Genomic DNA, 24858 nt, shown 5'->3' on the forward strand with positions numbered 1-24858 from the left:
TTACCGGGCGATTCATAAAAAAGAGCGGCACGCGCTACACCTGCGGGCTATTGCAACATCTTTCCACTTGAAATACACATCAAACCAGCGACAGGCGCTCACTTTTATACAGAAGAAGGCTCGGCGTTCAGCTGCGCCAGCCGCTGCGGCGTACCTACATCGGTCCAGCGCCCGGTGTAGAGCGTGGCGCCACAGCGCCCCGCATCCATGGCCTGGCGCAGCAGCGGGGCCAGTGGTACGGCTTGTCCGTGCGGATTGCCTGACGCAATGTCGCACCACGGCGCAGCAAACAGTTCGGCCTTGAGCAGCGCAATGGTGCTGTACGTGAAACGCGGTCGCAGATCGCGCGCCATATCGGCAGGCGGCAGGTTCACGGCCCGGCCCGTGCCGCTGCCCGGTGCGCTTTCGGCCAGCCCAAAGTCGCCCCCGGGGTTGTGCGCCGGGTTGGGCACCAGCCACACATGTGCCAGGTCATCGCAAGCAGCAAAGGCTTGTGCAGCAGCGCTGTCAAACACGAAGTCAGGCACAAACACATCGCCTGCAGCCAGCCAAAAGGCATCGCCCAGCAAAGGCAGTGCACGCGCAATACCGCCCGCCGTTTCCAGTGCGTGACCAAAATCGTCCTGCTCGTGCGAGTACTGCAGCTGCATGCCGTGCTGCGTCCATGTGGCGTTCAGGTGCGCCGGTATTTGCGCGCCCAGCCAGGCGGTGTTGACCACCACATGGCGCACCCCGTCGCGCTGCAAAGCGGCCATGTGCCAGTCCAGCAAGGCACGGCCCTGCACGGGCAGCAAGGGTTTCGGGGTGGCATCCGTCAGAGGGCGCATGCGTTCGCCGCGGCCTGCGGCCAGCAACATGGCGGGGAGAGAAAAAGGGCTTATCACGTATCAGTTCCTAACGCGTGTCTGCACGCGCTGCAACCCACACTGTAGGCGATGCAGGGGGCTATGTAATCGCATGGAAACCGGCGTCAGTACACATCGGTAAAATCCTGCCATCTTTTGAACCAATCCCTCCGGAATCCCCTTCCCATGGCAAACACCCCAATGATGGCCAACGCAATCCGCGCACTGGCCATGGACGCAGTGCAACAAGCAAACTCCGGCCACCCCGGTGCCCCCATGGGCATGGCCGACATGGCTGTGGCGCTGTGGAGCCGCCACCTGCAGCACAACCCCGTGAACCCCCACTGGGCCAACCGCGACCGTTTCATTCTGTCCAACGGCCACGGCTCCATGCTGATCTACGCTCTGCTGCACCTGAGCGGCTATGACCTGCCCATGGCTGAGCTGAAGAACTTCCGCCAGTTGCACAGCAAGACTGCTGGCCACCCCGAAGTGGGCGTGACCCCCGGTGTAGAAACCACCACCGGCCCGCTGGGCCAGGGCATTACCAATGCCGTGGGTTTTGCATTGGCTGAGAAGCTGCTGGCTGCTGAGTTCAATCAGCCCAAGCACGCCATCGTGGACCACCACACCTATGTATTCATGGGTGACGGCTGCCTGATGGAAGGCATCTCGCACGAAGCCGCTGCGCTGGCTGGTGCCTGGAAGCTCAACAAGCTGATCGCCCTGTGGGACGACAACGGCATCTCGATTGACGGCCAGGTCACTCCCTGGTTCGGTGACGACACCCCCGCACGCTTTGAAGCCTACGGCTGGAACGTGATCCGCGCCGTAGACGGCCACAACGTCGACGCGGTGGACGCAGCCATCGCTGCCGCCAAGAAGAGCGCCACCAAGCCCACACTGATCTGCTGCAAGACACACATCGGCAAGGGCTCGCCCAACCGCGCCAACACGGCCAAGGCCCACGGCGAGCCACTGGGCCACGACGAAATTGCCCTGGCACGTCTGGAGCTGAACTGGACCGCGGCACCGTTCGACATTCCTGCTGACGTTTACGCAGACTGGGATTGCAAGGCCAACGGCAAGAAGCTGGAAGCTGCCTGGAACAAGAAGTTTGCGGCCTACACCAAAGCTTTCCCCGAGCAGGCTGCCGAGTTCACACGCCGCATGAACGGCGATTTGCCCGCCAACTTCCTGGAAACTGCAGCCAAGATTGCCTCTGACGCGCACGACCAGGCCGCCACCGTGGCCAGCCGCAAGGCCAGCCAACTGGCGCTGGAAGGCTTGACTGCAGCGCTGCCCGAACTGCTGGGTGGCTCGGCCGACCTGACAGGCTCGAACCTGACCAACACCAAGTCCACCCCCGCTTTCCGCGTGGACGACAAGGGTGCCGTGGTCAAGACCGAAGACGGCAAGATTGGCCGCCACATCAACTACGGTGTGCGTGAGTTCGGTATGGCCGCCATCATGAACGGCGTAGCGCTGCATGGTGGCTACATCCCCTACGGCGGCACGTTCATGACGTTCTCGGACTACAGCCGCAATGCGATCCGCATGGCTGCACTGATGAAGCAGCGCGTCATCCATGTGTTCACCCACGACTCCATCGGTCTGGGCGAAGACGGCCCTACCCACCAGTCGATTGAGCACGCCGCCAGCCTGCGCATCATTCCTGGTCTGGACGTCTGGCGCCCTGCCGACACCACCGAAACCGCGATGGCGTGGACTGTGGCACTGAGCCAAAAGAACAAGCCCACGGCCCTGCTGCTGAGCCGCCAGAACCTGGCGTACTCGCCCAAGACCGAAGAGGCCCTGGACAACATCGCTTGCGGCGCTTACGTGCTGAGCGAGCCCAAGGACGTCGGTCTGAAGGGCAAGAAGGCCCAGGCCGTGATCATTGCCACCGGCTCTGAAGTGCAGCTGGCTCTGGCTGCGCAAAAGCAGCTGGCCGAGCAAAAGATTGCCGTGCGCGTGGTCTCCATGCCCAGCACCACCACCTTTGACCGCCAGGACATGGCGTACAAGACTTCGGTCCTGCCCGCAGGCGTGCCCCGCATTGCCGTTGAGATGGGCGTCACAGACTTCTGGTGGAAGTACGGCTGCGCTGCCGTCGTGGGCATCGACACCTACGGCGAATCTGCTCCCGCTCCCGTGTTGTTCAAGCACTTCGGTTTCACCACTGAAAACGTGGCGGCCACAGTGATCGAAGCGATCCAGCGCAACAAGTAAGCACATCACACCCGCCCCGGCCTTGGCTCTGGCGGGTGTTTTACGTACAGTCACCCCATTTCATTTTTCTCTTATCTCCACTTTCCATAGCAAGAGGCAACTATGACTATCAAGGTTGGTATCAACGGCTTTGGCCGCATTGGCCGTAACGTACTGCGTTCCGCACTGCAAAACTTCTCCGACATCGAAATCGTCGGTATCAACGACCTGCTGGAACCTGACTACCTGGCATACATGCTCAAGTACGACAGCGTGCATGGCCGCTTTGATGGTGAAGTTTCGGTCGAAGGCAACACCTTGGTTGTCAACGGCAAGAAGATCCGCCTGACCCAGGAGCGTGACCCCGCCAACCTGAAGTGGAACGAAGTGAACGCCGAGGTGGTGATCGAGTCCACCGGCCTGTTCCTGACCGACGAAACCGCACGCAAGCACATCGCTGCGGGTGCCAAGAAGGTCATCTTGTCGGCCCCTTCCAAGGACGACACCCCCATGTTCGTGTTTGGCGTGAACTGCAAGACCTACGCGGGTCAGGACATCATCTCCAACGCGTCGTGCACCACCAACTGCCTGGCACCTGTGGCCAAGGTACTGAACGACAAGTGGGGCATCAAGCGCGGCCTGATGACCACCGTGCACGCAGCCACTGCCACACAAAAGACCGTGGACGGTCCATCCAACAAAGACTGGCGCGGTGGCCGCGGCATTCTGGAAAACATCATCCCTTCCAGCACTGGCGCAGCCAAGGCTGTGGGCGTGGTGATTCCTGAGCTGAACAAGAAGCTGACCGGCATGTCCTTCCGCGTGCCTACGTCCGATGTGTCCGTGGTCGACCTGACCGTCGAGCTCAACGCTGAAGCTTCCTACGAAGAAATCTGCGCCGAAATGAAGGCCCAGTCGCAAGGCGCCTTGAAGGGCGTGCTGGGTTACACCGAAGACAAGGTGGTGGCCACCGACTTCCGTGGTGAGACCTGCACCTCCGTGTTCGACGCCGAAGCCGGTATCGCACTGGACAAGACCTTTGTGAAGGTTGTGGCCTGGTACGACAACGAATGGGGCTACTCCAACAAGTGCCTGGAAATGGTGCGCGTGGTGAGCAAGTAATCTTATCGATTACAAGCAGCATCAGATGCCAGCGCCTGCCAGATAGGCGCTGACAGCCATCAAAAAAGCCCATCATCTTTACAGGTGACGGGCTTTTTTTCATGCCGCAAGATTGAGCTGACCCGGCCCCAGAATGCGGCCGTTCACCCCCAGCCACCCACAGCGGCCAGAGCTGATCCTTGCATCGGTGGCCACATCCAGTTGCTTGTCACCCCGGCCGGGCATAACCCAGCACACCCGGTGCGCACAAAAGGGCAAAAGGGCAAAAGCCCACTCAACGCTCAGTCAATGCGCCCGCCTGCTGTCTGGACGATCTGGCCTGCAGCCACCCAGTCATCACGCAAAAGTTGCTGGAACTGGGCTGCTGGCAGGGTGCCCGCTTCCACCCCCACACGCGCCAGGCGTTCTTGCACCGCCGGTTCGGCCAGCACCTTGCGCACGGCGGCATTGATGCGCTCCACCTCGGCCGGCGGTGTGCCCGCAGGTGCCAGCAAACCCAGCCAGGAATCAAACGCATAGCCGGGGATACCGGCTTCAGCCACGGTCGGCACATCGGGCAGGAAGCGCGAGCGCTGCTGGCCCGAATAGGCCAGCAGCTTTACACGCGGGTCGTTCTGAAAGGCCAGCATGCCGATGGTGGCACCCGTGACCAGCTCCACGCGTGCAGCCAGCAGCTCGTTGACGGCGTCCCCGGTGGATTTCATTGGAATGTGCTGCAGTTGCACCCCCGCACGGGCGGCCAGCAAAGCTGCGGCCAGGTGTGAGGCACTGCCGTTGCCAGCAGAGGCGTAATTGAGCGCACCCGGCTTGGCCTTGGCACGCTGCAGCAAGGCTTGCAGCGAGGTAATGCCCGAGGCCGCAGGCACGCCCACCACATAACCTGTGCGCCCCAGGAAAGACACACCGACAAAATCTTTCTGTGCGTCGTACGGCAGCTTGGCGTACAGGTGGCTGGCCAGATTGTGGCTGGCTGCGGCCAGCACCAAGGTGTTGCCATCGGGGCCCGCTTTGGCCACCTGCGAAGTACCCAGACTGCCCCCCGCACCTGCGCGGTTCTCTACGACCACCGTGGCTCCCAGCGCCTGGCCCAGTTCATTGCTGAAGGTGCGTGCCACCGTGTCCTGCGTTGCACCTGCGCCAAACGGCACCACGATGCGGATCAGTCGCTCCGCTTGGACGGATGTGGAGAAGGCCAGCGCAGCAGCAGCGGCCAGCAAAGAACGGGAAAGCACGGAAGAAGAGGGCATCACAAACGTCTTGCAGAAAGGGAAATGACCACGCTCTGCACTGTCGCCTCACGGCCTATGGCCCCAGGCAGCGCAGAGCGCGCAGTCCACGGATTCTGGGAGAACACCCCGCCCCCACCAACCAATCATTTGCTATGTGTAAAGCACCAAAACAGCTGTGGGTGCAGCACCAGCGCAACTGCCATTAGTTGCACCGCAATCACGACAAGGCGCGGCCAGCCACACGGGGCATGCGCCGACGGGCTTCGTCGTTGGAGTGCCTATGGCGCGTAACCGGGCAACGGAGCAGAGGCTTTCAACGCACAACACCTCACTCAAGCCCCCCTTGTTCATTCAACAGAAAAGCGCATGCCACTTCACTTTTGAACCCTTTTACGCAGTGGTCAGCCGGTTGCGGCACCTGCGATGCGGGCATAAAAAAAGCCGGCAAACTGCCGACTTTTAGCACTACACGACCACAAGGGCTACTGCAGGATGGCAATGCTGCCTTCATCCACGTAGAACAAAAATTCTTCTCGCGCCAGTGTGACCGTCACGGGTTGGCCTTCACTGACCCATGACACCACCATGCTGGCAATCGCAACATCTACCTGCACTTCCTGACCAACCGGAACGTCCTCCAACTGGCCATCGCCTACGCGGTGCTGCACCTTTCCCTGAATGCGGGCCTTGAAGTGCTCAGGCATTTCGGTATTGGTGGGCATTTCGCTTTTAGCAGTCATGTGTCCTCCTTATCGTTGCGCAAGGCGTAAGCGCCATGCGTTCTGCGAATGTAACCAAGGCCTGACCACCCGTCTGTCAGTTAGGCGGCAGGCTTGCAGCAAAAGCGTTTCCAGATGTTTATTTTCTGACGCCCAGCCAACACATGCTGACTACAGCCACAACCGGCCAGAACTGGCGCCGATGTATCGCAGGCCGCCAACAAAAAAGCCATGGTCGAAAGACCATGGCTTTTTAACAGGAAGGCAGGTAGTGCGCGTGCTTAGCCTTCGGTGCCCGTCAGCGGGGCATCCACCCCACGCACACTTTCACGTCCGTGCTTGTCACGCAGTTTGTCCAGATCCGCCTCCACTGCGCGGCGCAGTTTTTCCAGCGCGGCATTGAAGGCATCGTTGACTTTTTCGGCTTCGGCATTCACCGCAATGGGCGGGCGGCCGTTGGCCCGGGTTTCCAGCACACATTTCTTGCCAGGGCCACCGGTAGCTTTCAGTGCATCGACGCCAGTCAGAAATACCTCAACCCGCACCACATATTCTTTGAGACGTGCCAACTTGGAGTGGATCTCTTCATGGGCCCAGGCTTCCAGCGAATCGCCGCCTTGGATGGTTGCGTCGGTATGGACTTGTACTTGCATGCTCTCTCCTTGTCACCAAAAGCCGTGCCGTTAAAGCACGGCGGGGGGTTTGCTGAGTCCAGCGGAAATCAGGTTGCGGTTTATATCCTAGCAGTGCTGAGCCAGCGATTGCTCCTTGGTCACAGTGTGGGGCCAAAAATGCAGCTTGCAAGTCAGCCCGGTGCGACTACTTGACACCCGTCAACGGATATGCACCCGCCTCCACCGTAGTCAGATGACTGCGCATTGGCTGTTTTATATTGTTTTATTACCTTTAAAAAGATAGCAGCAGAGCCCCTGCACTGCATGGATTGCCTGCCTGCATTCGACGGGTGCGGTGACTCTCCTACATGACAAAGCCGGTCCGGGCAGGTAAAACAGTGGCAGCGCCACCACCCCTGAACAGCACCCTATGTCCCTGCCTGCATCGCGCCGCCTCAAGATCGGCCTTTCCGCCTGTTTTTCGCACGCGGACCCCAGCCGCCCGCTGTTCACAGGCAAGACCCTGCAATACGTCGAGCAATCGATCGCCCACTGGATCATGTCCGCCGGGGCCATGGTGGTCATGGTGCCCTGCCCGACCGGTGAAACAGCCAAGGGCGACGTGACGCTGTCGCACTACGCAGACTGGCTGGACGGCGTGGTCATGCACGGCGGTGCTGATGTGTGGCCCGGCAGCTATGGCGAAGAGCCGCTGCGCCCTGAGTGGCTGGGCGACCGGGTGCGTGATCTGTATGACCTGGCCGTGGTCGAGGCGTTCAGCCAAGCTGGCAAGCCTATTTTTGGCGTATGCCGGGGGCTGCAGCTCATCAATGTGGCCTTTGGTGGCACGCTGTACCAGGACATCGCCACGCAGGTGCCCGGCGCACAGCTGCACCGCAATGCCAGCACCTACGACAGGCACCAGCACGATGTGCACATCGTCCAAGGTTCACGCCTGGCCGAGCTGTACCCCAACACCTATATGGCGCGTGTCAACAGCATCCACCATCAGGCCATCAAAGACGTGGCACCCGGTTTTGATGTGGAAGCCTGGAGCGTGCCCGACCACATTCCCGAGGCCATTTACCGCCACCGTGGCCACACCGGCAAAAGCTATATTGCGGCCACCCAGTGGCATCCAGAGTTCAGCAACCCGGATTCGCCCACTCTGGATGACAGCGTGCTGCTGCAAGATTTCCTGAGCGCTTGTGAACGCGCCAAAACGCGCCCCGGCGTCAGCCACAGCCCTTTCCAGATCCGCGACCGCGCCACACGCATGCTGCGTCGTGCCTTGCTGCGGCGCAAATAAAAAAGGAGCTGCCATCGCTTGCACAGACTAGTTTTCAGATACAAAAGTATTTGAAAACTAGTCAGCATAAGCGCTGATAGCTCCTTTTGATGCAATAACCTGCCCGTTACTTGCGCCGCCGTGCGCGGCGTTTGCGCTCCCAAATGACGATGCCGGTCACCGACAGCATCACCACCATCAGCCCCATCACGGACATCATGATGCGCCCCGGCATGCCCAGAATGCGTCCGGAATGCAAAGGCAGCTGCAGCTGCACAAACACATCGGCCGCCGTGCCATGCCAGGGACGGTGCGAGCCCAGCACCTCGCCCGTTTCAGCACTGACATAAATGTTGGACAAGCCCATGCCCAAGGCCCCCAGCTCATCGCTGGGGTCAAAGAACGAAACGTTGTAGAACGGAAAATCTCCGCCATACCAGATACCACCGGGCGACTGCTCAAAGTTCAGCCGCTCACCTTCGCGCTGTGCAATCTCAATGGCCTGCGCAAACGAAATCTTGGGCGTGATGAAGCTGCCGTACGGCGCGGGCTTGAGCGTTTCGTAAGGCCCCGGCGTGGTGGTGGAGATGGTGCTCATCACCGGGTAGAACACTTCGCGGTACAGGTTCAAAGAGAACGATGTGAACGACACCACGATGATGATGCCCCACACCCACAGGCCACCCGCGCGGTGCAGATCGAAGTTGAGCTTGTAGCCCCCTGCCCGCCAGCGCACCACCCATGCTGGCTGCCAGCGCCGCCACCATGAAGCACGTGGCGCACGGCCAGTGCCTGCATCTGCAGTACGCAAGCGCTGCGCTGCGCGCACCGGCAGCGTCAGGTACAGCGCCACAAAGCTGTCAATCAGCCACATCAGCGCCACGCCGCCCATGAGCCAGAAGCCCCAGCGGTCACTGCCCCAGAAGGCCGGCATGTGCAGACTTTCATGCAGGTGACGCAGCCAGGGCATGAGGTTGCGTTTGCTCAGCGCCAGACTCTTGGAGTCGCGCTGGCCAGTGATCTGTGCGGTCACCGGGTCTACAAACACGTTGTTGTAGTCCAGCACAAACGCCTGCCCTGTTGCGGGATCGACTTTGGGGCGCACCAGAAAAGAGGCCGCATGCCCCTCTTCCAGCCCCAGCGTCATGTAAGACACTTCGGCCCGTGCGTCGCTATCTTGCACCGCAGCGGCCAAAGCCAGCGGAGACTGCAAGGCACCACGACCCGGGGTGTGCATCAGATCGGCGTTCAGCCATTCATCAATCTCATGGTCCCAGGAAATCACTGCACCAGTGGCCCCGGCAACGATCAAAAACAGGGCCACTGTCAGCCCCATCCAGCGGTGGACCACCGTCCATAACTCACGCATCAGACACCTCAAAAATCAACGCTGGCACTGAGTGCAAAGGTACGCGGAGCCGACTGCACCAGATAGTTGGAGCCGGGGTAGCCGCCCACCGAGGCCCAGTAGCGCTTGTCCAGCACGTTGTCCACACGCGCGCGCAAGGTCAGCACGCGGTCATTGCCCATGTCCATCAGGTAGCGCACGCCAAGGTCGGTGCGCGTCCAGGCCGCCACTTTCAGCGTATTGGCGGTATTGGCAAACTGGCTGGCCGTGTGAATGACACGTGCATTCAGTGACAGACCGCTCATGCCGGGCACATCCCAGTCCGCGCCCAGCGTCATCTGGTGCTTAGGCACGCCGATGACCGTGTTGCCCTGGTCCACACCACCTTGTGTGGCCTTGAGCTTGGCCTGTGTGAAAGACACCCCGCCCAGCACGCGCAGGCCCTTGATGGGCTCACCAAAGACGTTCACTTCCATGCCGCGATAGCGCTGTTTGCCAAATTCGCCGTACACCAGCTGAGAGCCTTGCTGCTGCAAATGGCTGAGCGGACGGTCCATGGTGTACAGCGCCAGTGTGGCCCCCAGATTCTGGTTCTCCCACTTCAAGCCCACTTCCTTTTGCTTGGTGCGATAGGGTGAAAACACCTCTCCGCCGTTGGCCACGATCTGGTTGCTGCTATCTACCTGCGGGGCTGTATCGCCCTTGACCAGGCCTTCGATGTAATTGCCATACAGCGACAGTTGCTCGGACGCCTTGAACACCAGACCCACCACCGGTGTCGTGGCTGATTTTTTGTAGCTGCCGGTGGGCGCTCCCGTGGCATTGCTGTAGCTGTTTTGCTCAATGGTCTGGTGGCGCAGGCCCAGCGTCAGGCGCACACGCTCGTCGTAAAACGACAGCGTATCGGCCAGCGCAACGCTTTTCGTGCGGTCTTCCTGCGCGCGCAAGGGGCTGGACAGGTTGCCGCCGCCCCAGTCTGTGGCCGGGCGTGCCGAGCCCCAGGGGGTGTAAATGTTGGTTGGCACCGTGGGGCCCGCCCAGAGCATGGCCCAGGCGTTGCGCTCCTCGTGCCTGAACCACGAAGCCGATGCCACCATCTGGTGCTGCACACCTGCCGTGGCAAAACGTGCGCGCAGGCCCAGCTCACTGGTGCTCACATCGTCTTCGCGCTGGTTGTCAAAACGCCCCGTCGTCGCATCGCCAGACAGGTTCACCATCGTCGGGTTGGCCAGCGAGTTGCCTTCCTTGCCTCGGCGCATGCCTGCAGCCGCCCAGGCGGTGATCTGGTCATTCACATCCCACTCTGCGCGCGCCGTGGCAAATACATCCTTGGCGTTGGAGTAGGTCCAGGGCTGGGCATAGTTGGTCTTGCTATCTGGTACGGCGGGAATAAAGTCAGCGCCCGGTGTCACGCTGGGGCGTGGTGCCTTGAGCTTGTCATTTTGGTAACCCACATCTGCCGACAGGCGCACATTGCGGCTGCGCCAGTCCAGCCCCAGCCCCAAAGCTGTCAAGCCACGGCTTTCTCCGTCAACGACCGTGTCTCCATCACGGCGCACCGCGTTCAGGCGCACTCCCGTGTTCTGGTCTGGGCCAAAGCGGCGCGAAATGTCCACCGCTGCGGTGGCCTGCCCACTCGATTGAACCCCAGCCGTCACGCGACTCAAAGGCAGATTGCTGGCACGCTTGGGCACCAGACTGATGGCACCACCCAGGTTGCTCCCGCCCGGCGCAGCGCCGTTGAGGAACGCACTGGCGCCATGCAGCACATCTACCCGTTCAAAAAATTCTGACGCCACATACTGGCGTGGCAGCAAGCCGTACAAGCCGTTGTACGACACATCGTCAGAGTACATGGGCAGCCCGCGCAGCATGTAGATTTCCTGGAAGTTGCCATAACCGCGTGCACTGCGCACCGCCGGGTCATTGAGCAATACGTCGGCCACGCTTTGCGCCTGCTGGTCCTGAATCAGCTGGTTGGTGTAACTGGTCAGCTGAAAGGGCGTATCCATCACATCCTGCTGGCCCAGCAGGCCTACACGGCCACCCCGGGCTACCTGGCCGCCCGCAAAAGGCTTGGACAGCCCCTGTGCCGATGCGTCAGCGCTGGCTTCTACGGTCACGGTGCCCAGCTCCGGGGTTTCGGTCTGTGCCCAGACGCTGCCACCGCAGGCCCAGAACGACAAAGCGACCACGATGGGTCGCAAAGTAAATGCAGGATGATTCATGAGATGCAAATGCTTTTGAGAATTGTTTTCATGCATTTTATTAAAAGCACCTCAAATGCCCCACCACCAGTCACCTGTCGGAGTGTGGTTACTTACTCAAAAATATAGCACTATCGCTTGTAGCAACCGGCTCGTTGTTGCCGTAAACGCTGCTAACCATGGCACGGCTGGCGCTCGCAATCAGCGTCAACATGTCTCTGCGCAGCAACAAAGGGGCTGCGAATAAAAGCATGGCTCTCAGTACAGTGCCCTCTCAAAACCCACCAAAACCATAGCAGCTATCTGGCAAGACATAACAACTTCAGATGCATATCTATTTGATCTCTTTATTCAACAGAAGCAAGACGCTCATTTTTTAGAAGCGTTTGACGCAAAAAAGCCACCTGCAGGTGGCTTTTTGATGGTGCTTGCACGGCGCTACCGTGCGGGGCCACGCTGTGCACAAAAGCTTGCGTACACCGTGGTGGCCGTCAATGCACAGAGCTCAATGGTGGTGGCCGTGGCCGCCGTGCACATGGCGGTGTGCCACTTCTTCTTCTGAAGCTGCGCGCACCTCTGTCACCTTGCCGCTAAAGCGCAGCGCCTTGCCAGCCAGCGGGTGGTTGCCGTCCAGTTGCACCACGGGGCCTTTGATCTTTACCACGTTGTAAATCTGGGGCAGGCCCTGCTCATTGGTGCCGCGCAGCTGGCCACCTACCTTCACGCCTGCCGGGAACTCTCCCTTGGGAATGGTGCGCTGCAAGCTGGGGTCATGGGGGCCAAAGGCGTCTTCCACGCTCAGGTCTACCGTCAGCGTGTCGCCCGCAGCCTTGCCTTCCAAAGCGGCTTCAACCTTGGCAAAAATATTCTCGTAACCACCGTGCAGGTAGGCCACATCGCCCTTGTCCAGCAACTCACCGGCAATGCCGCCGTTGAGGATTTCATGGATCTTGTAGTTCAGCGTAACTGCGGTGTCTTTGGTGATGTTCATGTGCATAGCCACAAAAAATGGCGGCTTGGCCGCCATGGTTGGAATGCGCTGCATTGTCCACCATCCCCTGCAAGCCTTGCACGGGATGGTCTCAGCGCCTTACGCAGAGGTCGGCACTTCGTCCTGCGTCTGTCCCGGATGGCGGGCAAAACGCCGGGGCTGTGCGCCGTGCACAGGGGCATTGCTGTCCCAAGGCCAGCCGCCAAACTGGGTACGGCGAAAGTCCATCATGGCCTGCATGATTTCCTCTTGTGTGTTCATCACAAAAGGGCCGTACTGCGCCACAGGCTCGCCAATCGGTGTGCCTTGCAGCAAGACCAGCTCAGCCACATCGGCGCCTGTGTTCACCAGCTCCAGAGCGCGGCCTGCCTCCACCTGCAGCGCAGCATGCTCGCTCAGGTTTTCGCCTTCCACGCGCAAACGGCTGCCCACAAACCAGTACAGCATGCGGCGGGTTTGCGCGCCCTGGGCTGCAGGCAGACTCCAGCGTGCACCGGGCTCCAGGCTGATGGTCCAGATCGCCACATCCGCCGCCGCTTGCGACGCCCAAGACTCTGGCGGTGGCGACAAGGGCGCATCAGCCCCTTGCAGCGCCCCGGCCACCACAGTCACCGTGGTCTTTTTTCCGGCGTCATCCGTGTGCTGCAAGCGCGGAATGTGTTCGTTCCACAGCATCGTGAAATGCGGTTTGACCATCTTGTGGCTGGCGGGCAAGTTCAACCAGATCTGAAACAGCTCCAGCGGATTGGGCGCATCGGTGTTGAGCAGCGGAAACATCTCCGAGTGCATGATGCCTGCACCTGCGGTCACCCACTGCACATCACCACCGCCAAAGCGCGCGGCAGCCCCCAGCGAATCGGCGTGGTCAATCAAGCCACTGCGCACCAGCGTGACAGTTTCAAAGCCCCGGTGCGGGTGGCCGGGAAAGCCGGGCACGTGCTCACCGTGGTACATGGAAAAACCATCCTTGTTGCTGAAATCACTGCCCATGGGCCTGTCTTGCAGCTCCACCGCCTGCACGCCCATGCTGCCGTCACCGGCAGGGTAGGCATCGTTGTGGTGGGCACAGAACAAAAAGGGGTCAATGCACGGCCAGCGTGCGCCCAGCGGCAAGGTTTGGATGATGGGGGATGCAGACATGCGTCGCTCCTGCTTGGTGCCGCCATGCCCACCCCCTGTGGGCAGGCAACGTGCAGCGTTGCAATGCCTCAAAGATAAGGGCTTGGCAATAACTTACCAAGCCCCTGAGGCTGCAACGGATCGTTCCAGCGCTGGAACGCTGTGCACGTGTCGTGCTAGTTGGGCGCTGGCGGCATATTCAACCCGCGCTGTACCGCCGGCCGGTTCAGCCATGCAGCCAAGGTGCGCTGCACGTTTTTGTACTCGTGCAGGCCCAGCAGCTCGCCCGCATCGTAGTTCACGTGCAGGCAGCGTATCCACGGCAGCACCGCAATATCGGCAATCGTGTAGTCAGACCCCATGATCCATGCGCGGCCTTGCAGGCGCTGGTCCAGCACCCCCAATAAACGCTTGGCCTCATTCACATAACGCTGCAGCGGGCGCTTGTCCTCAAAGTCCTTGCCGGCATAGCGGTGAAAGAAACCCACCTGTCCAAACATGGGGCCTGCGCCGCCCATCTGCCACATCAGCCACTGCAGTGTTTCATAGCGCTGCATGGCATCCATGGGCAGCAGCTGGCCCGATTTTTCAGCCAGATAAATCAGGATGGCACCCGACTCAAACAAGGCCAGTGGCTGACCGCCAGGGCCATGCGGATCCAGAATGGCAGGTATCTTATTGTTGGGGTTGAGCGCCAGAAACTCAGGTGAAAACTGGTCATTGGCCTGAATATCCACCCGGTGGGCTTCGTACGGAATGCCCACCTCTTCCAGCATGACTGATACCTTGATGCCATTGGGCGTGGGCAAGGAATACAACTGCAGCCAGTCGGGAAACTGGGCTGGCCACTTGCGGGCAATGGGATGTCCGTTGAATTGCTGCATCGTTGTTCACTCCTGCTTTGGCCTCAGCGCTAGGGCTGAGGTATTCCATTGTGTTGACACCCCATGTTAGCGGCCTTGCCGCAGCAGCACTAGGGTGTCATCGGGCTGCGGGTTTGCTTTCAATGGCCACATCCAGGCCCTGCGCTGTTACTGTAATGGCGCCGGGCTGCAGCCCCAGACTGTCAGCGAGTTCCAGCTCTTGCGGCTTCACCGTATACAGCGCAAAACCTTGCAAGGCTTGCTGCGCTACACGCAGGCCATAGGTTTGCACCATCTCGGCCATGGCAGGGTTGGCGTCTTGCAGCTCCAGGGCCATCACTTCTACGCGCTGGGCGCGCACGCTGCGGTCTTTGGGCTCGTAATACAAGCCAAAACGCACCTGCATCTTGCCTTGGTAGCTGGTGCGCAGCGTGGGTCCTGCCAGTTGCACGACCAAGTCGGCCTGCAGCTGGTTGCTGGCCGGCAGCAGTTGCAACTGGGGCTGCTGCATGTCGAACTGCAGCAACCCTGCAATCGGAAACTGCTTGGGGAACTGCCCCTTCAAGCCTTGCTCCAGCTGCGCCTGTGTGACGCTGATCTTGGTGGGAACCGCCTGTGAACAGGCGCTGACCCACATGGTGCTGGCTGCACAGGCAGCTAAAAATAGACGGCGGCGGAACATGGTTGGTACTTTGGATGTTGCAGGGGTAGACCCTTTGAGCCCACCGTGGCATGTGCTAGAAAATGTGACAAACGCTTGTCTCACAAGCGCTGATTGCTCTCAATTTTGTCAGTTTAGCGTAAAGTTTCCCGAGCATCCATCCTCTGCGCAGCACGGCCAGCAAGCGCTGATCACCAGCGCCTCTTCAAGCTTGCAGATAGCGCGCCCGCAATGCATGCTGCGCTGCGTCATCGAGCTGCATCACCTCTCGCAGATAGGACTGCATGCCGCCGTGCTCACGCTGCACCATGGCATAGGCGCTTTCTAGAAAACCGGGCTGCACGCGCCACAGCACGTCCAGCACCTCCTGGGGCACGGCCAAAGCGGCACGTGCGGCCATCGCAGCAGGTCGCTGGTAAAACTGGTTGGTCAGCAGGTAGTCGTGCTCAATATCTGCCTTGGCTACGCCCAGGGCTTCCAGAATCAATGCCGCCGCCCAGCCTGTGCGATCTTTGCCAGCCGTGCAGTGAAACACCGTGGGAGCATCTTCCTCCAGCAGCAGGCGAAACAGCTGCGCAAACTGCGCAGCGTTCTCGCGCACAAAGCTGCGGTAGGTCTCTTGCATCAGCACCACGGTATCGGCCACGCTCAAGCTGCCGCCCGCATGGATCAATGCAATAGCTTTTTGCACAACGGTGGGCTCCACCGTCAGAGCATGGGTGTGCAAGCCCTGCCACGCATAGGCGTCGACGGTGCGCTCCTGCACACCGCGAAAGTCTGCACTGCGCTGTATGCCCAGCGACTTCAACGTGCTCAAACTGTCTGGCGTCAGGCCAGCCAGATGGTCTGAGCGAAACAGCACACGCCAGCGCACGCTGCGGCCTGCATGACCGACATAGCCTCCGAGGTCTCGAAAATTGGTGGTGCCGGGTAAGACGATATGGCGGGTCGGTAAATTCGTTGTCATCTGGCTTTCCTCCAAAAGATCGATCGCACAGCATGGGCCTGACCCATGACATGTCCATGAAAAACGCCGCAGGGCTCCACCATTGGAGCGCCCTGCGGCGTGGCTGTCAGTCACGCAGGTGTGCGTGCTCAGTCGTTGGCCACCAAGTGCTTGCCGACCAGACCGGTGATTTCAAACATGCCCACGCGGTCTTTGCCAAATACTGGCAGCAACTTGGCGTCCGCCACGATGACGCGTTTGTCTTTGGGGTCTTGCAGGTTGTGGGCCTTGACGTAATCCCACACCTTCTTGACCACCTCAGTGCGTGCCACTGCGCCATCGCCGATCACGGCTGCCAGGGCGGCATCAGGACGGTAGTTGGCCGCAGCAGGCTTGCGTGCGGCCGTTTTCTTGGCTGCAGGGGCTTTTTTGGCTGCAGCCGTCTTTTTGACAGCAGTGCCCGTTTTTGCGGCACCCGCGGCTGCAGTTTTTGCAGGGGCTGCAGTCTTGCGTGCCGGGTACTTGCTGGGTTCAAACTCAAAATTCACCTTGCCCGCAGCCGCATCCCACGCCAAGAAGGCCTTGAAGTTGCGGCGCGTGCGGTTGGAGACAAATTTCTCCAGCAAATCGGTCTTGCCTGTGGTCAGCAGCTTGCTCATTTGCTCGCGCTCAATCGGCTGCTGCAAGATGATCTGACCGCTCTTGAAATCGCAGCTCGGCGCTGGCTGCTGCTGTGTAGGCACGGCCTTGGAGCACACATAGTTGGCGCCATGCTCGAACACGGGCGCGCCGCACTTGGGACAGCTGCCCAGACTTTGCTGTGCGCTGAAATCCACAATCTCGCCGGACTCTTCTTCCTTGTCATCGCCAAAGTCAAATTCAAGCTTGTAGTTCTTGGCTTCTTCGTCATGCACGATGGCCACTTCCGCCGTGAACGGCCAGCCCGCCTTCGAGCGGAAACCTTCCAGCGGGCCAATGCGGCGCTCGCGCAGCAGGGCTTCGGCTTCGGCAGTTTCAAAGGTGCGCCCCGCAGGTGACTTGGTGAACGAGAAGCCACAACCGTCGCTGTGACCGTCTGCGCCCGTACAGGCGTAGCGGCGGTAGTTTTCTTTGACGATGCCCTGGCAATTGGGGCACGGAGTTTCCAAGGTGGCGTAGTCACCCGGAATAGTGTCGCGGTCGTATTCCTTGGCCTTTTTCACCATGCGCTCGGTCATGGAGGCAATTTCTTGCATGAAGGCCGCACGCGACAGTGCACCTTTTTCCATTTGCGAAAGCTTGTATTCCCACTCGCCGGTCAAGTCTGCGCGGCACAGCTCTTCCACTTGCAGACCCCGCAGCAGCGTCATCAGCTGGAAGGCCTTGGCCGTTGGAATCAGCTCACGCCCTTCGCGCAGCATGTACTTTTCAGTCAACAGGCCTTCAATGATGGCAGCGCGCGTGGCAGGTGTACCCAGACCCTTTTCCTGCATGGCGCTGCGCAGTTCTTCGTCGTCGATCTGCTTGCCTGCGCTTTCCATGGCACCCAGCAAGGTCGCTTCCGAGTAGCGTGCCGGGGGCTTGGTCTTCAGACCCTTGGCCTGTGCATCGCTGGTGCGAGGCTGCTCACCGGCTTGCACGGCCACCAGCGGCTGGCCCTTGTCACCTTCCTTGGCGTCTTCCACTTCGATGGCCGCTTCCTTGCCGTAAATGGCCAGCCAGCCGGGTTTGACCAGCACCTTGCCCTCGGTCTTGAAGGCGTGCTGCTCGACCTGCGAGATGCGTGTGGTGACCTGGTACTCCGCGCTGGGAAAGAACACCGCCATAAAGCGGCGCACCACCAGGTCGTACAGCTTTTGTTCGGCTTCCGACAGGCCTGATGGGGCTTGCAGCGTGGGGATGATGGCAAAGTGATCCGATACCTTGCTGTTGTCAAAAATGCGCTTGGTGGGGCGTACGTAGCCGCCACTGAGCGCTTGCTTGGCAAACGGCTCCAGATGGCGCATGCCGCTGTTGGCCAGCATCTCAAAGGTCTGGCCTGCCACCGCCACATAGTCTTCGGGCAACGCGCGCGAGTCGGTACGTGGGTAAGTCAGCGCCTTGTGGCGCTCGTACAGGCTCTGCGCCAGCGCCAGCGTGGTTTTGGCCGAGAAGCCAAACTTGCCGTTGGCTTCGCGCTGCAGGCTGGTCAGATCAAACAGCAACGGTGAAGCCTGTGTTGTGGGCTTGCTTTCTTCGGTGACCTTGGCAGGTTTGCCTTTGGCAGCTGCGGCAATCGCCTGCGCTTCGGCGGCGCTCCACACACGGTCGGCCTTGGCCTCGGGGTCTTCGCTCTTCTTCCACTGCGGATTGAACCACTTGCCCAGGTACTGACCGGCCTGCGCATCGAACGTGCCGTGCACTTCCCAGTAATCGCGGCTGACGAACTTGCGGATCTTTTCTTCGCGGTCCACCACCAGCGACAGGGTGGGCGTTTGCACACGCCCTACGGTGGTCAGAAAGAAGCCACCGTCGCGCGAGTTAAAGGCCGTCATGGCGCGTGTGCCGTTGATACCCACCAGCCAGTCGGCCTCGGAGCGGCTGCGTGCAGCATCAGCCAGACCCTGCATCTGCGCTTCGCTGCGCAGCTTGGCAAAGCCATCGCGAATCGCCTGCGGCGTCATGGACTGCAGCCACAGGCGCTGAATAGGTTTGCCCAGGCCACCCTTGGCACCACCGGCGTACTGCTCAATCAAACGAAAGATCAGCTCCCCTTCGCGGCCCGCGTCACAGGCGTTGATCAGTTGCGTCACATCTTTGCGTTTGGCCTGCTTGACCACCGCATTCAGCCGGCTCTTGGTCTTGTCTACAGGTTTGAGGTCAAAACGGGGTGGAATCACCGGCAGGTTGGCGAAGCTCCATTTGCCACGTTTGACATCAAACTCTTCGGGCGCCTGGATTTCAACCAGGTGACCCACTGCACTGGTGACCACGAACTGTTCGTTCTCAAAGTGGTCTTCGTGCTTTTCAAATTTGCCGTGGACGGGCGTGAGTGCCCGCACGATGTCCTGTGCCACCGACGGTTTTTCCGCTATCACCAAGGTCTTTGTCATTGAGTGTTCTCGTCTTTTGCAGCGGTCGCTTTCTATGCAATAGCCACCGCTTCTACAATTCGTCTTCACGCACGCGTGCGTACGCACATGTACATGTACGCATGTGCGCGCACGTGCATGTGTGCATATTTAAGTTATCAGAGATTTCAATGCCCAGCACATTACGTCCTTCTCCCACAGCTAAACGCATTCAAACGCGCCGCTCCGGTGTACATGGAAAAGGCGTATTTGCCGTGCAGGACATCGCCGCAGGCGAGACCATCATCGAGTACACCGGCGAAGTCATCAACTGGGAAGAAGCGCAAGCGCGCCACCCGCATGACCCCAGTCAGCCCAACCACACTTTTTACTTCCACGTGGACAACGATGTGGTGATTGATGCCAACCACAAGGGCAACTCCGCCCGCTGGATCAACCACAGCTGCGCGCCCAACTGCTATACGGATGAGCGCGCCGGGCGCATCTACATCGTGGCGCTGCGCAACATCAAGGCGGGCTCAGAACTGAACTACGACTACGGCTTGATGGTGCAAGAGCGCTACACCAAGGCGCTCAAGGCGGAGTACGCCTGCTACTGCGGCGCCGCCTCTTGTCGCGGCACCATGCTGGCACCCAAGCGTGGCTGGCGCCCCCCCATGCCAGAAGACTTTTCCGAAGACGGAGTTGCGCTGTGAATCTGGCACCTACCCGCTGGCCTGCCGAAGACCTCTGGCTGGAAATCGCCCCCAGACTGCCGGGGTTTACCGTGGAAGTGCTGCCCGAGATTGATTCGACCAACACCGAACTCATGCGCCGCGCCCGTGCCGGCCAGACCGAGCCGATTGTGCTGGTGGCCGAGTCGCAAACAGCGGGCCGTGGTCGCCAAGGTCGTGCCTGGCTGAACCAGCCCGGTGACTGCCTGATGTATTCGCTGGGTCTGGTGCTCAACCCTGTCGACTGGTCAGGGCTGTCCTTGGTGGTGGGCTTGAGCATTGCCGAGTCACTGCAAGCGGGTGCGCCCACCAGTCAGGCTCGGATTGGTGTGAAGTGGCCCAACGATTTGTGGCTGCACGATGGCCGCAAACTGGGCGGCACCTTGATTGAAACGGCCAACTTACCCGCCAGCACCCATGCTGCAGGTATAGGAGCTGGCCAGGGCATGGCACGCTTTGTCATCATTGGCACGGGCATCAATGTGCGGGCACCCCAAGGTGCGACCGATGCGCTGTCCACCCCCACCGCGTGTTTACAGGATATCGATGCCCAATGGTCAGCGCCACGGGCTTTACAGCATCTGCTGCCGCGTCTGGTAGATGACGTGATGCAGTTTGCCGACCACGGTTTTGCACCTTTCCAGGCACGCTTTGCCGCGCACGATGTCTTGCGCGGCCAGCGTGTGCATTTAAGCGACGGCAGCAGCGGTGAAGCCCTTGGCGTCTTGCCCGATGGCACACTGCAACTGCGCACACAAGCCGGTGTGCGCAGCGTACTGAGCGGCGACGTCAGCGTGCGCCCCATACACATGGCCTTGCCGGCTGCGCCCCTTTGATCCACAGGAACTGTTTTCATGCTGCGTTTTGCATTGCTGGTTTTGTTGGTGGCGAATGCGGGCTATCTGGCGTGGTCTCAAGGCTGGATGGCCACACTGGGCTGGATGCCTGAAGCCCAGACCGAGCCCTACCGGCTCAAGCAGCAGGTGCGCCCTGATGTCCTGAGCGTGGTCCCCACACCGCCAGCAGCCACCGCTCCGCCAGCACCCGCATCCTCCTCCGTCAGCGCCACCGAACCTGTCGAAGAGATACTGCCTGAAACCACGGTCTGCCTGCAGTCCGAGAACATGGATGAGGCACAGTCCAGAAAACTGCAGCAAATTTTGCAGCAAAGTGACTTGCCTTCCACCAGCTGGGAGATGCAAAGCTCGGCCATTGCCGGGCGCTGGATGGTGTACCTGGGCAAATTCCCCAACGAAACAGCCCTTGAAAAACGCCGCGCTGAATTGCGTACGCGCAAGATTGGCTACGACCGTGCAGGCGGCAGTCTGGAGCCCGGCTTGTCCCTTGGCCGCTTCTCTTCGGAAGATGCCGCCACCCGCGAACTGGGCCAGATGCTCAACCAGGGCGTGCGTGGTGCACGCGTTGTGCAAGAGCGCGCACCCCAAACCCTGTATGCGCTGCGCTTGAGCCATGCCACCGCTGCACAGCGCTCCATCTTGCAACGCCTGCAGCTCTCAATGGGTGGCAAAGCATTGCGAGCCTGCGCCAGCTAGGCACAGCCCACGCCAGCCAGCCGCTGCAAACTGGTGGTGGTGCTGGCAGTGGCGGTGCAGTCGTCAAGCCACAGGCCCACTGGAAGCAGCTGAACATTGAAAAAGGCCTGCCGCATTCGATGCCGCAGGCCTTTTTTAAAGCACCAAGTGCTTACTCGATGCTGATATGGGCGGCTGCAGCCACCGTTTTCATCTTGCCCACTTCGCTGACGATTTGCTGGGTGAACTCTGCGCTGGATGTACCCGAGACATACAGGCCCTGCGCATCCATGCGCTTTTTAACCGCGGGGTCCTGCAGCACCTGAGCCACCGCTTTCTGAACGCGTGCAATTTGTTCAGGCGAGGTACTCCTTGGGGCCACCAGCCCGAACCACGAAGGATCGTTCAACTCGGGGTGCCCAACCTCCTTGTAGGTGGGCACTTCAGGCAGCACGGCCAGACGCTCACCCCAAGACACCGCAATGGCGCGCAGCTTGCCCGACTGCACATGGGGCAGCGAAGAGGCCACCTGGTCAAAGTACACCGGCACTTGCCCGCCCAGTACATCGTTGACTGCCGGGCCTGCACCACGATAGGGAATGTGCACCATCTGGACACCCGTGGACTTGATGAACTGTGCCCCCCACATATGGCCAATGGTGCCGTTGCCCGGCGTGGCGTAGCTGACCTTGCCGGGGTTGGCCTTCAGATAGGCCACCAGCTCCGCAAAATTCTTGGCAGGAATCACGCTGGGGTTGATCACGATGACACCCGGGGCCTTCACCACCTCGCTCACACCCACAAAGTCTTTGACAGCGTCATACGGCAGTTTTTTGTAGACCGCAGGGTTGACGCCATGGGTAGACAGTGTGGCAACACCAAAGGTATTGCCATCCACGGCGCGCGCCACTTCGGCCATGCCAATGGAGCCACCCGCACCGGCCTTGTTTTCAATGATCACAGGCTGGCCCAGCAGCTTGCTCAGCGCGTCTTGCATATTGCGCGGCACCATATCGGTGGCCCCACCAGGAGGGAATGGCACGACGATGCGCAGTGGCGCCATGTCTTGCGTGGCGGCCTGCACCGGAAAACTGGCCGCCAGAGCGACTGCGGACATTGAGGCCAAGAAGAAGCGACGCTGCATAAAACCCACCTTTCAAGCAATGAAACCAGCGCACATGCGCTATTGGTGCTACTTGCATGCAAGCAACATGCCAAGCCACGCAGACACGCTGGGCAACAAAAAACCCGCAGGCCATGGGCGCTGCGGGTTCTGGCTGTCGGGACAGCGGTGAATTAATTCACGCTGATATTGGCAGAGGATGCCACGCTCTTCATCTTGGCCACTTCGCTGGCGATCTGCTTGGTGAAATCTGCGCTGCTTGTGCCAGAGATGTACATGCCCTGGGCATCCATGCGCTTTTTCACTGCGGGGTCTTTCAGTGCATCGGCCACCGCTTTTTGCACGCGCGCCACTTGTTCTGCAGGCGTGCTCTTGGGCGCAACCAGACCAAACCACGAAGGATCGTTCAACTCAGGGTGACCCACTTCCTTGTAGGTGGGCACATCAGGCAGCACCGCCAGACGCTCGTGCCAAGACACCGCAATGGCGCGCAGCTTGCCGCCCTGAATGTGCGGCAGCGAAGATGCCACCTGGTCAAAGTACACCGGCACCTGGCCACCCATCACGTCATTGATGGCAGGGCCTGCGCCACGGTAAGGAATGTGCAGCATGTCTACGCCAGTGGCCTTGATGAACTGAGCGCCCCACATGTGACCAATGGTGCCGTTGCCGGGTGTGGCGTAGCTGACCTTGCCGGGGTTGGCCTTCAGGTAGGCCACCAGTTCTGCAAAATTCTTGGCAGGAATCAGTTTGGGGTTGATCACGATGACGCCAGGCGCCTTCACGATTTCTGTGACGCCCACAAAATCTTCAATCGCGTTGTAAGGCAGCTTGGCGTAGACCGCAGGGTTTACACCGTGGGTGGACAGTGTGGCAATGCCAAAAGTCAGGCCGTCGGTGGAGCGAGCCACTTCAGCCATGCCGATGGAGCCACCCGCACCGGCCTTGTTTTCAATAATCACAGGCTGGCCCAGCAGCTTGCCCAGTACGTCCTGCAAATTGCGGGGCACCATGTCGGTGGAGCCGCCTGCAGGGAAGGGCACGATGATGCGCAAGGGGCGCGTATCTTGGGCCATGGCCATTCCGGAAACAGACACTGCAGCAGCTGCGGCTACAGTGGAGAGAAAGTGGCGGCGTTGCATCGTGCGGACTCCATGACGAAAAAGCGGGTTATCTATAAGACCAGTGCATGAGGTTAGGGTAAATCCTGCTTACAACCAAACAAATAGTCCTATTGTTATTATTCCCAAGAGGAATAAAACCGTGTCAACCAGCCTACTTCCCCTGCGTCGTCTGACGCCTCCCGTGCACCTGCTGCGCGCTTTCTCCACCGTCGCACGCTTTGGTGGGGTTTCGCGTGCGGCTGAGGCGCTGCACCTCACCCAAAGCGCGGTGAGCAAGCAGATTCAGGAGCTGGAAAAGTGGGTGGGCGTGGATTTGTTTGAGCGCAGCCGCAAACGGCTGACCCTGACGCCCGCAGGAGAACGCTACGAGAAAGCCGTGCGCGCCTTGCTGTCGCAACTGGAATCAGCCACGCTGGAATTGATCACCAGCACCGATGGTGGCGGGGCGCTGCACCTGTCCAGCCTGCCCACGTTTGGCGCCTGCTGGCTCATTCCGCTGCTCCCCCAGTTTCAACAGCAGCACCCGCAAGTGACACTGCACTTTGTGCCTTACGTGCAAAGCTATGACTTTGAAAGCCCCAACCTGGACTGCTCCATCCTGTTTGGGGATGGCCATTGGCCCGGCGCCCGGGCGCACTATCTGGACGGCCAGGACGTAGCCTTGATTGCACCCCCTGCCAGCTTTGGTGGCCCCCCCATTCAAACCCCGCACGATGTGGCGCGCTATACGCGCCTGCGCCACCTGACCATTCCGCATGCGTGGATGACCTGGGCACAAGCCTGGGATGTGGGCAATATGGACCCGCTGGCAGGCCTGCAGTTTGACCAGTTTCAGACCATCATTCAGGCCGTCATGGCCGGCATGGGCGTAGCTCTGGTGCCGCGCTGTCTGGTGCAGGACAAGATTGCCAGCGGCATGGTGAGCGAGCCACTGCCCCAGCACGGGCTGGTCAGCAACCTGGGCTACTGGCTGTGCTACCCCGAGTCACGCGCCAACATTGCACCGCTGGTGGCTTTTCGCAATTGGTTGCTGCAGCATGCACAGCCTCCCAAAGAGCCAACCGCCAGCAGCCTGGCGGCGCAACACAAAATTCGCAGCAAGCACCGCTCATCCAGCAACGCTTCTCAAGCATAAACATGCTGGATCGCTGAC

At 60.2% G+C, this 24858-nt stretch carries 22 protein-coding genes; 7 read left to right on the plus strand and 15 right to left on the minus strand.

Annotated elements, in window-relative coordinates; all coding sequences use genetic code 11:
• Window positions 1–104: 104 nt before the first annotated feature.
• The gene (locus IB213_RS13810; protein ID WP_192407618.1) at window positions 105–857 is read right to left on the minus strand and encodes a nucleotidyltransferase family protein; all 753 of its coding nucleotides are present in this window, start codon (window positions 855–857) and stop codon (window positions 105–107) included.
• Between the two features lie 174 nt (window positions 858–1031).
• Here IB213_RS13810 and tkt point away from each other — a divergent pair, with 174 nt between their 5' ends.
• Together tkt and gap are read left to right on the plus strand one after the other, a co-directional pair.
• Window positions 1032–3077, plus strand: a complete 2046-nt coding sequence (gene tkt / locus IB213_RS13815) for a transketolase (protein WP_192407251.1) — start codon at window positions 1032–1034, stop codon at window positions 3075–3077.
• A gap of 102 nt (window positions 3078–3179) precedes the next feature.
• Window positions 3180–4178 (plus strand): type I glyceraldehyde-3-phosphate dehydrogenase, encoded by a 999-nt coding sequence (gene gap, locus IB213_RS13820; RefSeq protein WP_191721836.1) that lies wholly within the window; start codon window positions 3180–3182, stop codon window positions 4176–4178.
• Window positions 4179–4277: 99 nt separating this feature from the next.
• Here gap and IB213_RS18250 read toward each other — a convergent pair whose 3' ends face one another.
• From IB213_RS18250 to IB213_RS13835, 4 genes are all read right to left on the minus strand, one after another.
• A complete protein-coding gene (locus tag IB213_RS18250) occupies window positions 4278–4403 on the minus strand; it encodes a hypothetical protein (protein ID WP_255501909.1) in 126 nt (41 codons plus the stop codon).
• A gap of 56 nt (window positions 4404–4459) precedes the next feature.
• Window positions 4460–5425, minus strand: coding sequence for a tripartite tricarboxylate transporter substrate-binding protein (locus IB213_RS13825; RefSeq protein WP_192407254.1), 966 nt, complete (start codon window positions 5423–5425; stop codon window positions 4460–4462).
• Window positions 5426–5889: 464 nt separating this feature from the next.
• Window positions 5890–6147, minus strand: a complete 258-nt coding sequence (locus tag IB213_RS13830; protein WP_191721838.1) for a hypothetical protein — start codon at window positions 6145–6147, stop codon at window positions 5890–5892.
• A gap of 260 nt (window positions 6148–6407) precedes the next feature.
• Complete coding sequence (locus tag IB213_RS13835; protein ID WP_191721839.1) at window positions 6408–6779, minus strand: HPF/RaiA family ribosome-associated protein; 372 nt, start codon at window positions 6777–6779, stop codon at window positions 6408–6410.
• A 391-nt stretch (window positions 6780–7170) separates the two neighbouring features.
• Between IB213_RS13835 and IB213_RS13840 the strand changes: the two genes are divergently transcribed.
• On the plus strand, window positions 7171–8049 hold the full coding sequence (locus tag IB213_RS13840) for a gamma-glutamyl-gamma-aminobutyrate hydrolase family protein (RefSeq protein ID WP_191721840.1): 879 nt from the start codon (window positions 7171–7173) through the stop codon (window positions 8047–8049).
• Between the two features lie 106 nt (window positions 8050–8155).
• On the opposite strand, the gene IB213_RS13845 is transcribed toward IB213_RS13840, so the two are convergent.
• The 8 genes from IB213_RS13845 to IB213_RS13880 all read right to left on the minus strand — a co-directional run bounded on the left by IB213_RS13845 (window position 8156) and on the right by IB213_RS13880 (window position 19234).
• Entirely contained in the window at window positions 8156–9397 is a 1242-nt protein-coding gene (locus tag IB213_RS13845; RefSeq protein WP_192407257.1) for a PepSY domain-containing protein, read from the minus strand.
• Between the two features lie 8 nt (window positions 9398–9405).
• Window positions 9406–11604 carry a TonB-dependent siderophore receptor gene (locus IB213_RS13850; RefSeq protein ID WP_192407259.1) on the minus strand — a complete coding sequence of 733 codons (2199 nt, stop codon included), beginning with the start codon at window positions 11602–11604 and terminating at the stop codon, window positions 9406–9408.
• 484 nt (window positions 11605–12088) lie between these two features.
• Window positions 12089–12574: a peptidylprolyl isomerase gene (locus tag IB213_RS13855; RefSeq protein ID WP_191722278.1), complete on the minus strand. Its 486-nt coding sequence runs from the start codon at window positions 12572–12574 to the stop codon at window positions 12089–12091.
• Window positions 12575–12673: 99 nt separating this feature from the next.
• Window positions 12674–13714 carry a pirin family protein gene (locus IB213_RS13860; protein WP_192407262.1) on the minus strand — a complete coding sequence of 347 codons (1041 nt, stop codon included), beginning with the start codon at window positions 13712–13714 and terminating at the stop codon, window positions 12674–12676.
• A 155-nt stretch (window positions 13715–13869) separates the two neighbouring features.
• Window positions 13870–14577: a glutathione S-transferase N-terminal domain-containing protein gene (locus IB213_RS13865; protein WP_191721844.1), complete on the minus strand. Its 708-nt coding sequence runs from the start codon at window positions 14575–14577 to the stop codon at window positions 13870–13872.
• Between the two features lie 97 nt (window positions 14578–14674).
• Entirely contained in the window at window positions 14675–15238 is a 564-nt protein-coding gene (locus IB213_RS13870; RefSeq protein ID WP_192407264.1) for a DUF1439 domain-containing protein, read from the minus strand.
• 184 nt (window positions 15239–15422) lie between these two features.
• Window positions 15423–16184: a tyrosine-protein phosphatase gene (locus IB213_RS13875; protein ID WP_192407266.1), complete on the minus strand. Its 762-nt coding sequence runs from the start codon at window positions 16182–16184 to the stop codon at window positions 15423–15425.
• 128 nt (window positions 16185–16312) lie between these two features.
• Entirely contained in the window at window positions 16313–19234 is a 2922-nt protein-coding gene (locus tag IB213_RS13880; protein WP_192407269.1) for a DNA topoisomerase III, read from the minus strand.
• A 149-nt stretch (window positions 19235–19383) separates the two neighbouring features.
• On the opposite strand from IB213_RS13880, the gene IB213_RS13885 reads away from it, so the two are divergent.
• The 3 genes from IB213_RS13885 to IB213_RS13895 are packed head-to-tail and all read left to right on the plus strand — an operon-like array spanning window position 19384 to window position 21479.
• A complete protein-coding gene (locus IB213_RS13885) occupies window positions 19384–19908 on the plus strand; it encodes an SET domain-containing protein (RefSeq protein ID WP_192407276.1) in 525 nt (174 codons plus the stop codon).
• Window positions 19905–20762 carry a biotin--[acetyl-CoA-carboxylase] ligase gene (locus IB213_RS13890; protein ID WP_192407278.1) on the plus strand — a complete coding sequence of 286 codons (858 nt, stop codon included), beginning with the start codon at window positions 19905–19907 and terminating at the stop codon, window positions 20760–20762. Before IB213_RS13885 ends, IB213_RS13890 begins: the two co-directional genes overlap by 4 nt.
• Before the next feature lie 18 nt (window positions 20763–20780).
• Window positions 20781–21479 carry an SPOR domain-containing protein gene (locus tag IB213_RS13895; RefSeq protein ID WP_192407280.1) on the plus strand — a complete coding sequence of 233 codons (699 nt, stop codon included), beginning with the start codon at window positions 20781–20783 and terminating at the stop codon, window positions 21477–21479.
• A 151-nt stretch (window positions 21480–21630) separates the two neighbouring features.
• Here IB213_RS13895 and IB213_RS13900 read toward each other — a convergent pair whose 3' ends face one another.
• Complete coding sequence (locus IB213_RS13900; RefSeq protein ID WP_192407282.1) at window positions 21631–22602, minus strand: tripartite tricarboxylate transporter substrate binding protein; 972 nt, start codon at window positions 22600–22602, stop codon at window positions 21631–21633.
• A 152-nt stretch (window positions 22603–22754) separates the two neighbouring features.
• Window positions 22755–23723 carry a tripartite tricarboxylate transporter substrate binding protein BugE gene (locus IB213_RS13905; RefSeq protein WP_192407284.1) on the minus strand — a complete coding sequence of 323 codons (969 nt, stop codon included), beginning with the start codon at window positions 23721–23723 and terminating at the stop codon, window positions 22755–22757.
• A gap of 121 nt (window positions 23724–23844) precedes the next feature.
• Here IB213_RS13905 and IB213_RS13910 point away from each other — a divergent pair, with 121 nt between their 5' ends.
• Window positions 23845–24840, plus strand: a complete 996-nt coding sequence (locus IB213_RS13910; protein ID WP_287914408.1) for a LysR substrate-binding domain-containing protein — start codon at window positions 23845–23847, stop codon at window positions 24838–24840.
• Window positions 24841–24858 lie beyond the last annotated feature (18 nt).

This window comes from Comamonas sp. CMM02 (assembly GCF_014851485.1).
Taxonomy (GTDB): Bacteria; Pseudomonadota; Gammaproteobacteria; order Burkholderiales; family Burkholderiaceae_C; genus Comamonas; species Comamonas avium.

Bases quoted from the DNA above. Each gene is read 5' to 3' on its own strand.
- IB213_RS13810 (WP_192407618.1), bottom strand. From the start codon at position 857: ATGTTGCTGGCCGCAGGCCGCGGCGAACGCATGCGCCCTCTGACGGAT.
- tkt (WP_192407251.1), top strand. From the start codon at position 1,032: ATGGCAAACACCCCAATGATGGCCAACGCAATCCGCGCACTGGCCATG.
- gap (WP_191721836.1), top strand. From the start codon at position 3,180: ATGACTATCAAGGTTGGTATCAACGGCTTTGGCCGCATTGGCCGTAAC.
- IB213_RS18250 (WP_255501909.1), bottom strand. From the start codon at position 4,403: ATGCCCGGCCGGGGTGACAAGCAACTGGATGTGGCCACCGATGCAAGG.
- IB213_RS13825 (WP_192407254.1), bottom strand. From the start codon at position 5,425: ATGCCCTCTTCTTCCGTGCTTTCCCGTTCTTTGCTGGCCGCTGCTGCT.
- IB213_RS13830 (WP_191721838.1), bottom strand. From the start codon at position 6,147: ATGACTGCTAAAAGCGAAATGCCCACCAATACCGAAATGCCTGAGCAC.
- IB213_RS13835 (WP_191721839.1), bottom strand. From the start codon at position 6,779: ATGCAAGTACAAGTCCATACCGACGCAACCATCCAAGGCGGCGATTCG.
- IB213_RS13840 (WP_191721840.1), top strand. From the start codon at position 7,171: ATGTCCCTGCCTGCATCGCGCCGCCTCAAGATCGGCCTTTCCGCCTGT.
- IB213_RS13845 (WP_192407257.1), bottom strand. From the start codon at position 9,397: ATGCGTGAGTTATGGACGGTGGTCCACCGCTGGATGGGGCTGACAGTG.
- IB213_RS13850 (WP_192407259.1), bottom strand. From the start codon at position 11,604: ATGAATCATCCTGCATTTACTTTGCGACCCATCGTGGTCGCTTTGTCG.
- IB213_RS13855 (WP_191722278.1), bottom strand. From the start codon at position 12,574: ATGAACATCACCAAAGACACCGCAGTTACGCTGAACTACAAGATCCAT.
- IB213_RS13860 (WP_192407262.1), bottom strand. From the start codon at position 13,714: ATGTCTGCATCCCCCATCATCCAAACCTTGCCGCTGGGCGCACGCTGG.
- IB213_RS13865 (WP_191721844.1), bottom strand. From the start codon at position 14,577: ATGCAGCAATTCAACGGACATCCCATTGCCCGCAAGTGGCCAGCCCAG.
- IB213_RS13870 (WP_192407264.1), bottom strand. From the start codon at position 15,238: ATGTTCCGCCGCCGTCTATTTTTAGCTGCCTGTGCAGCCAGCACCATG.
- IB213_RS13875 (WP_192407266.1), bottom strand. From the start codon at position 16,184: ATGACAACGAATTTACCGACCCGCCATATCGTCTTACCCGGCACCACC.
- IB213_RS13880 (WP_192407269.1), bottom strand. From the start codon at position 19,234: ATGACAAAGACCTTGGTGATAGCGGAAAAACCGTCGGTGGCACAGGAC.
- IB213_RS13885 (WP_192407276.1), top strand. From the start codon at position 19,384: ATGCCCAGCACATTACGTCCTTCTCCCACAGCTAAACGCATTCAAACG.
- IB213_RS13895 (WP_192407280.1), top strand. From the start codon at position 20,781: ATGCTGCGTTTTGCATTGCTGGTTTTGTTGGTGGCGAATGCGGGCTAT.
- IB213_RS13900 (WP_192407282.1), bottom strand. From the start codon at position 22,602: ATGCAGCGTCGCTTCTTCTTGGCCTCAATGTCCGCAGTCGCTCTGGCG.
- IB213_RS13905 (WP_192407284.1), bottom strand. From the start codon at position 23,723: ATGCAACGCCGCCACTTTCTCTCCACTGTAGCCGCAGCTGCTGCAGTG.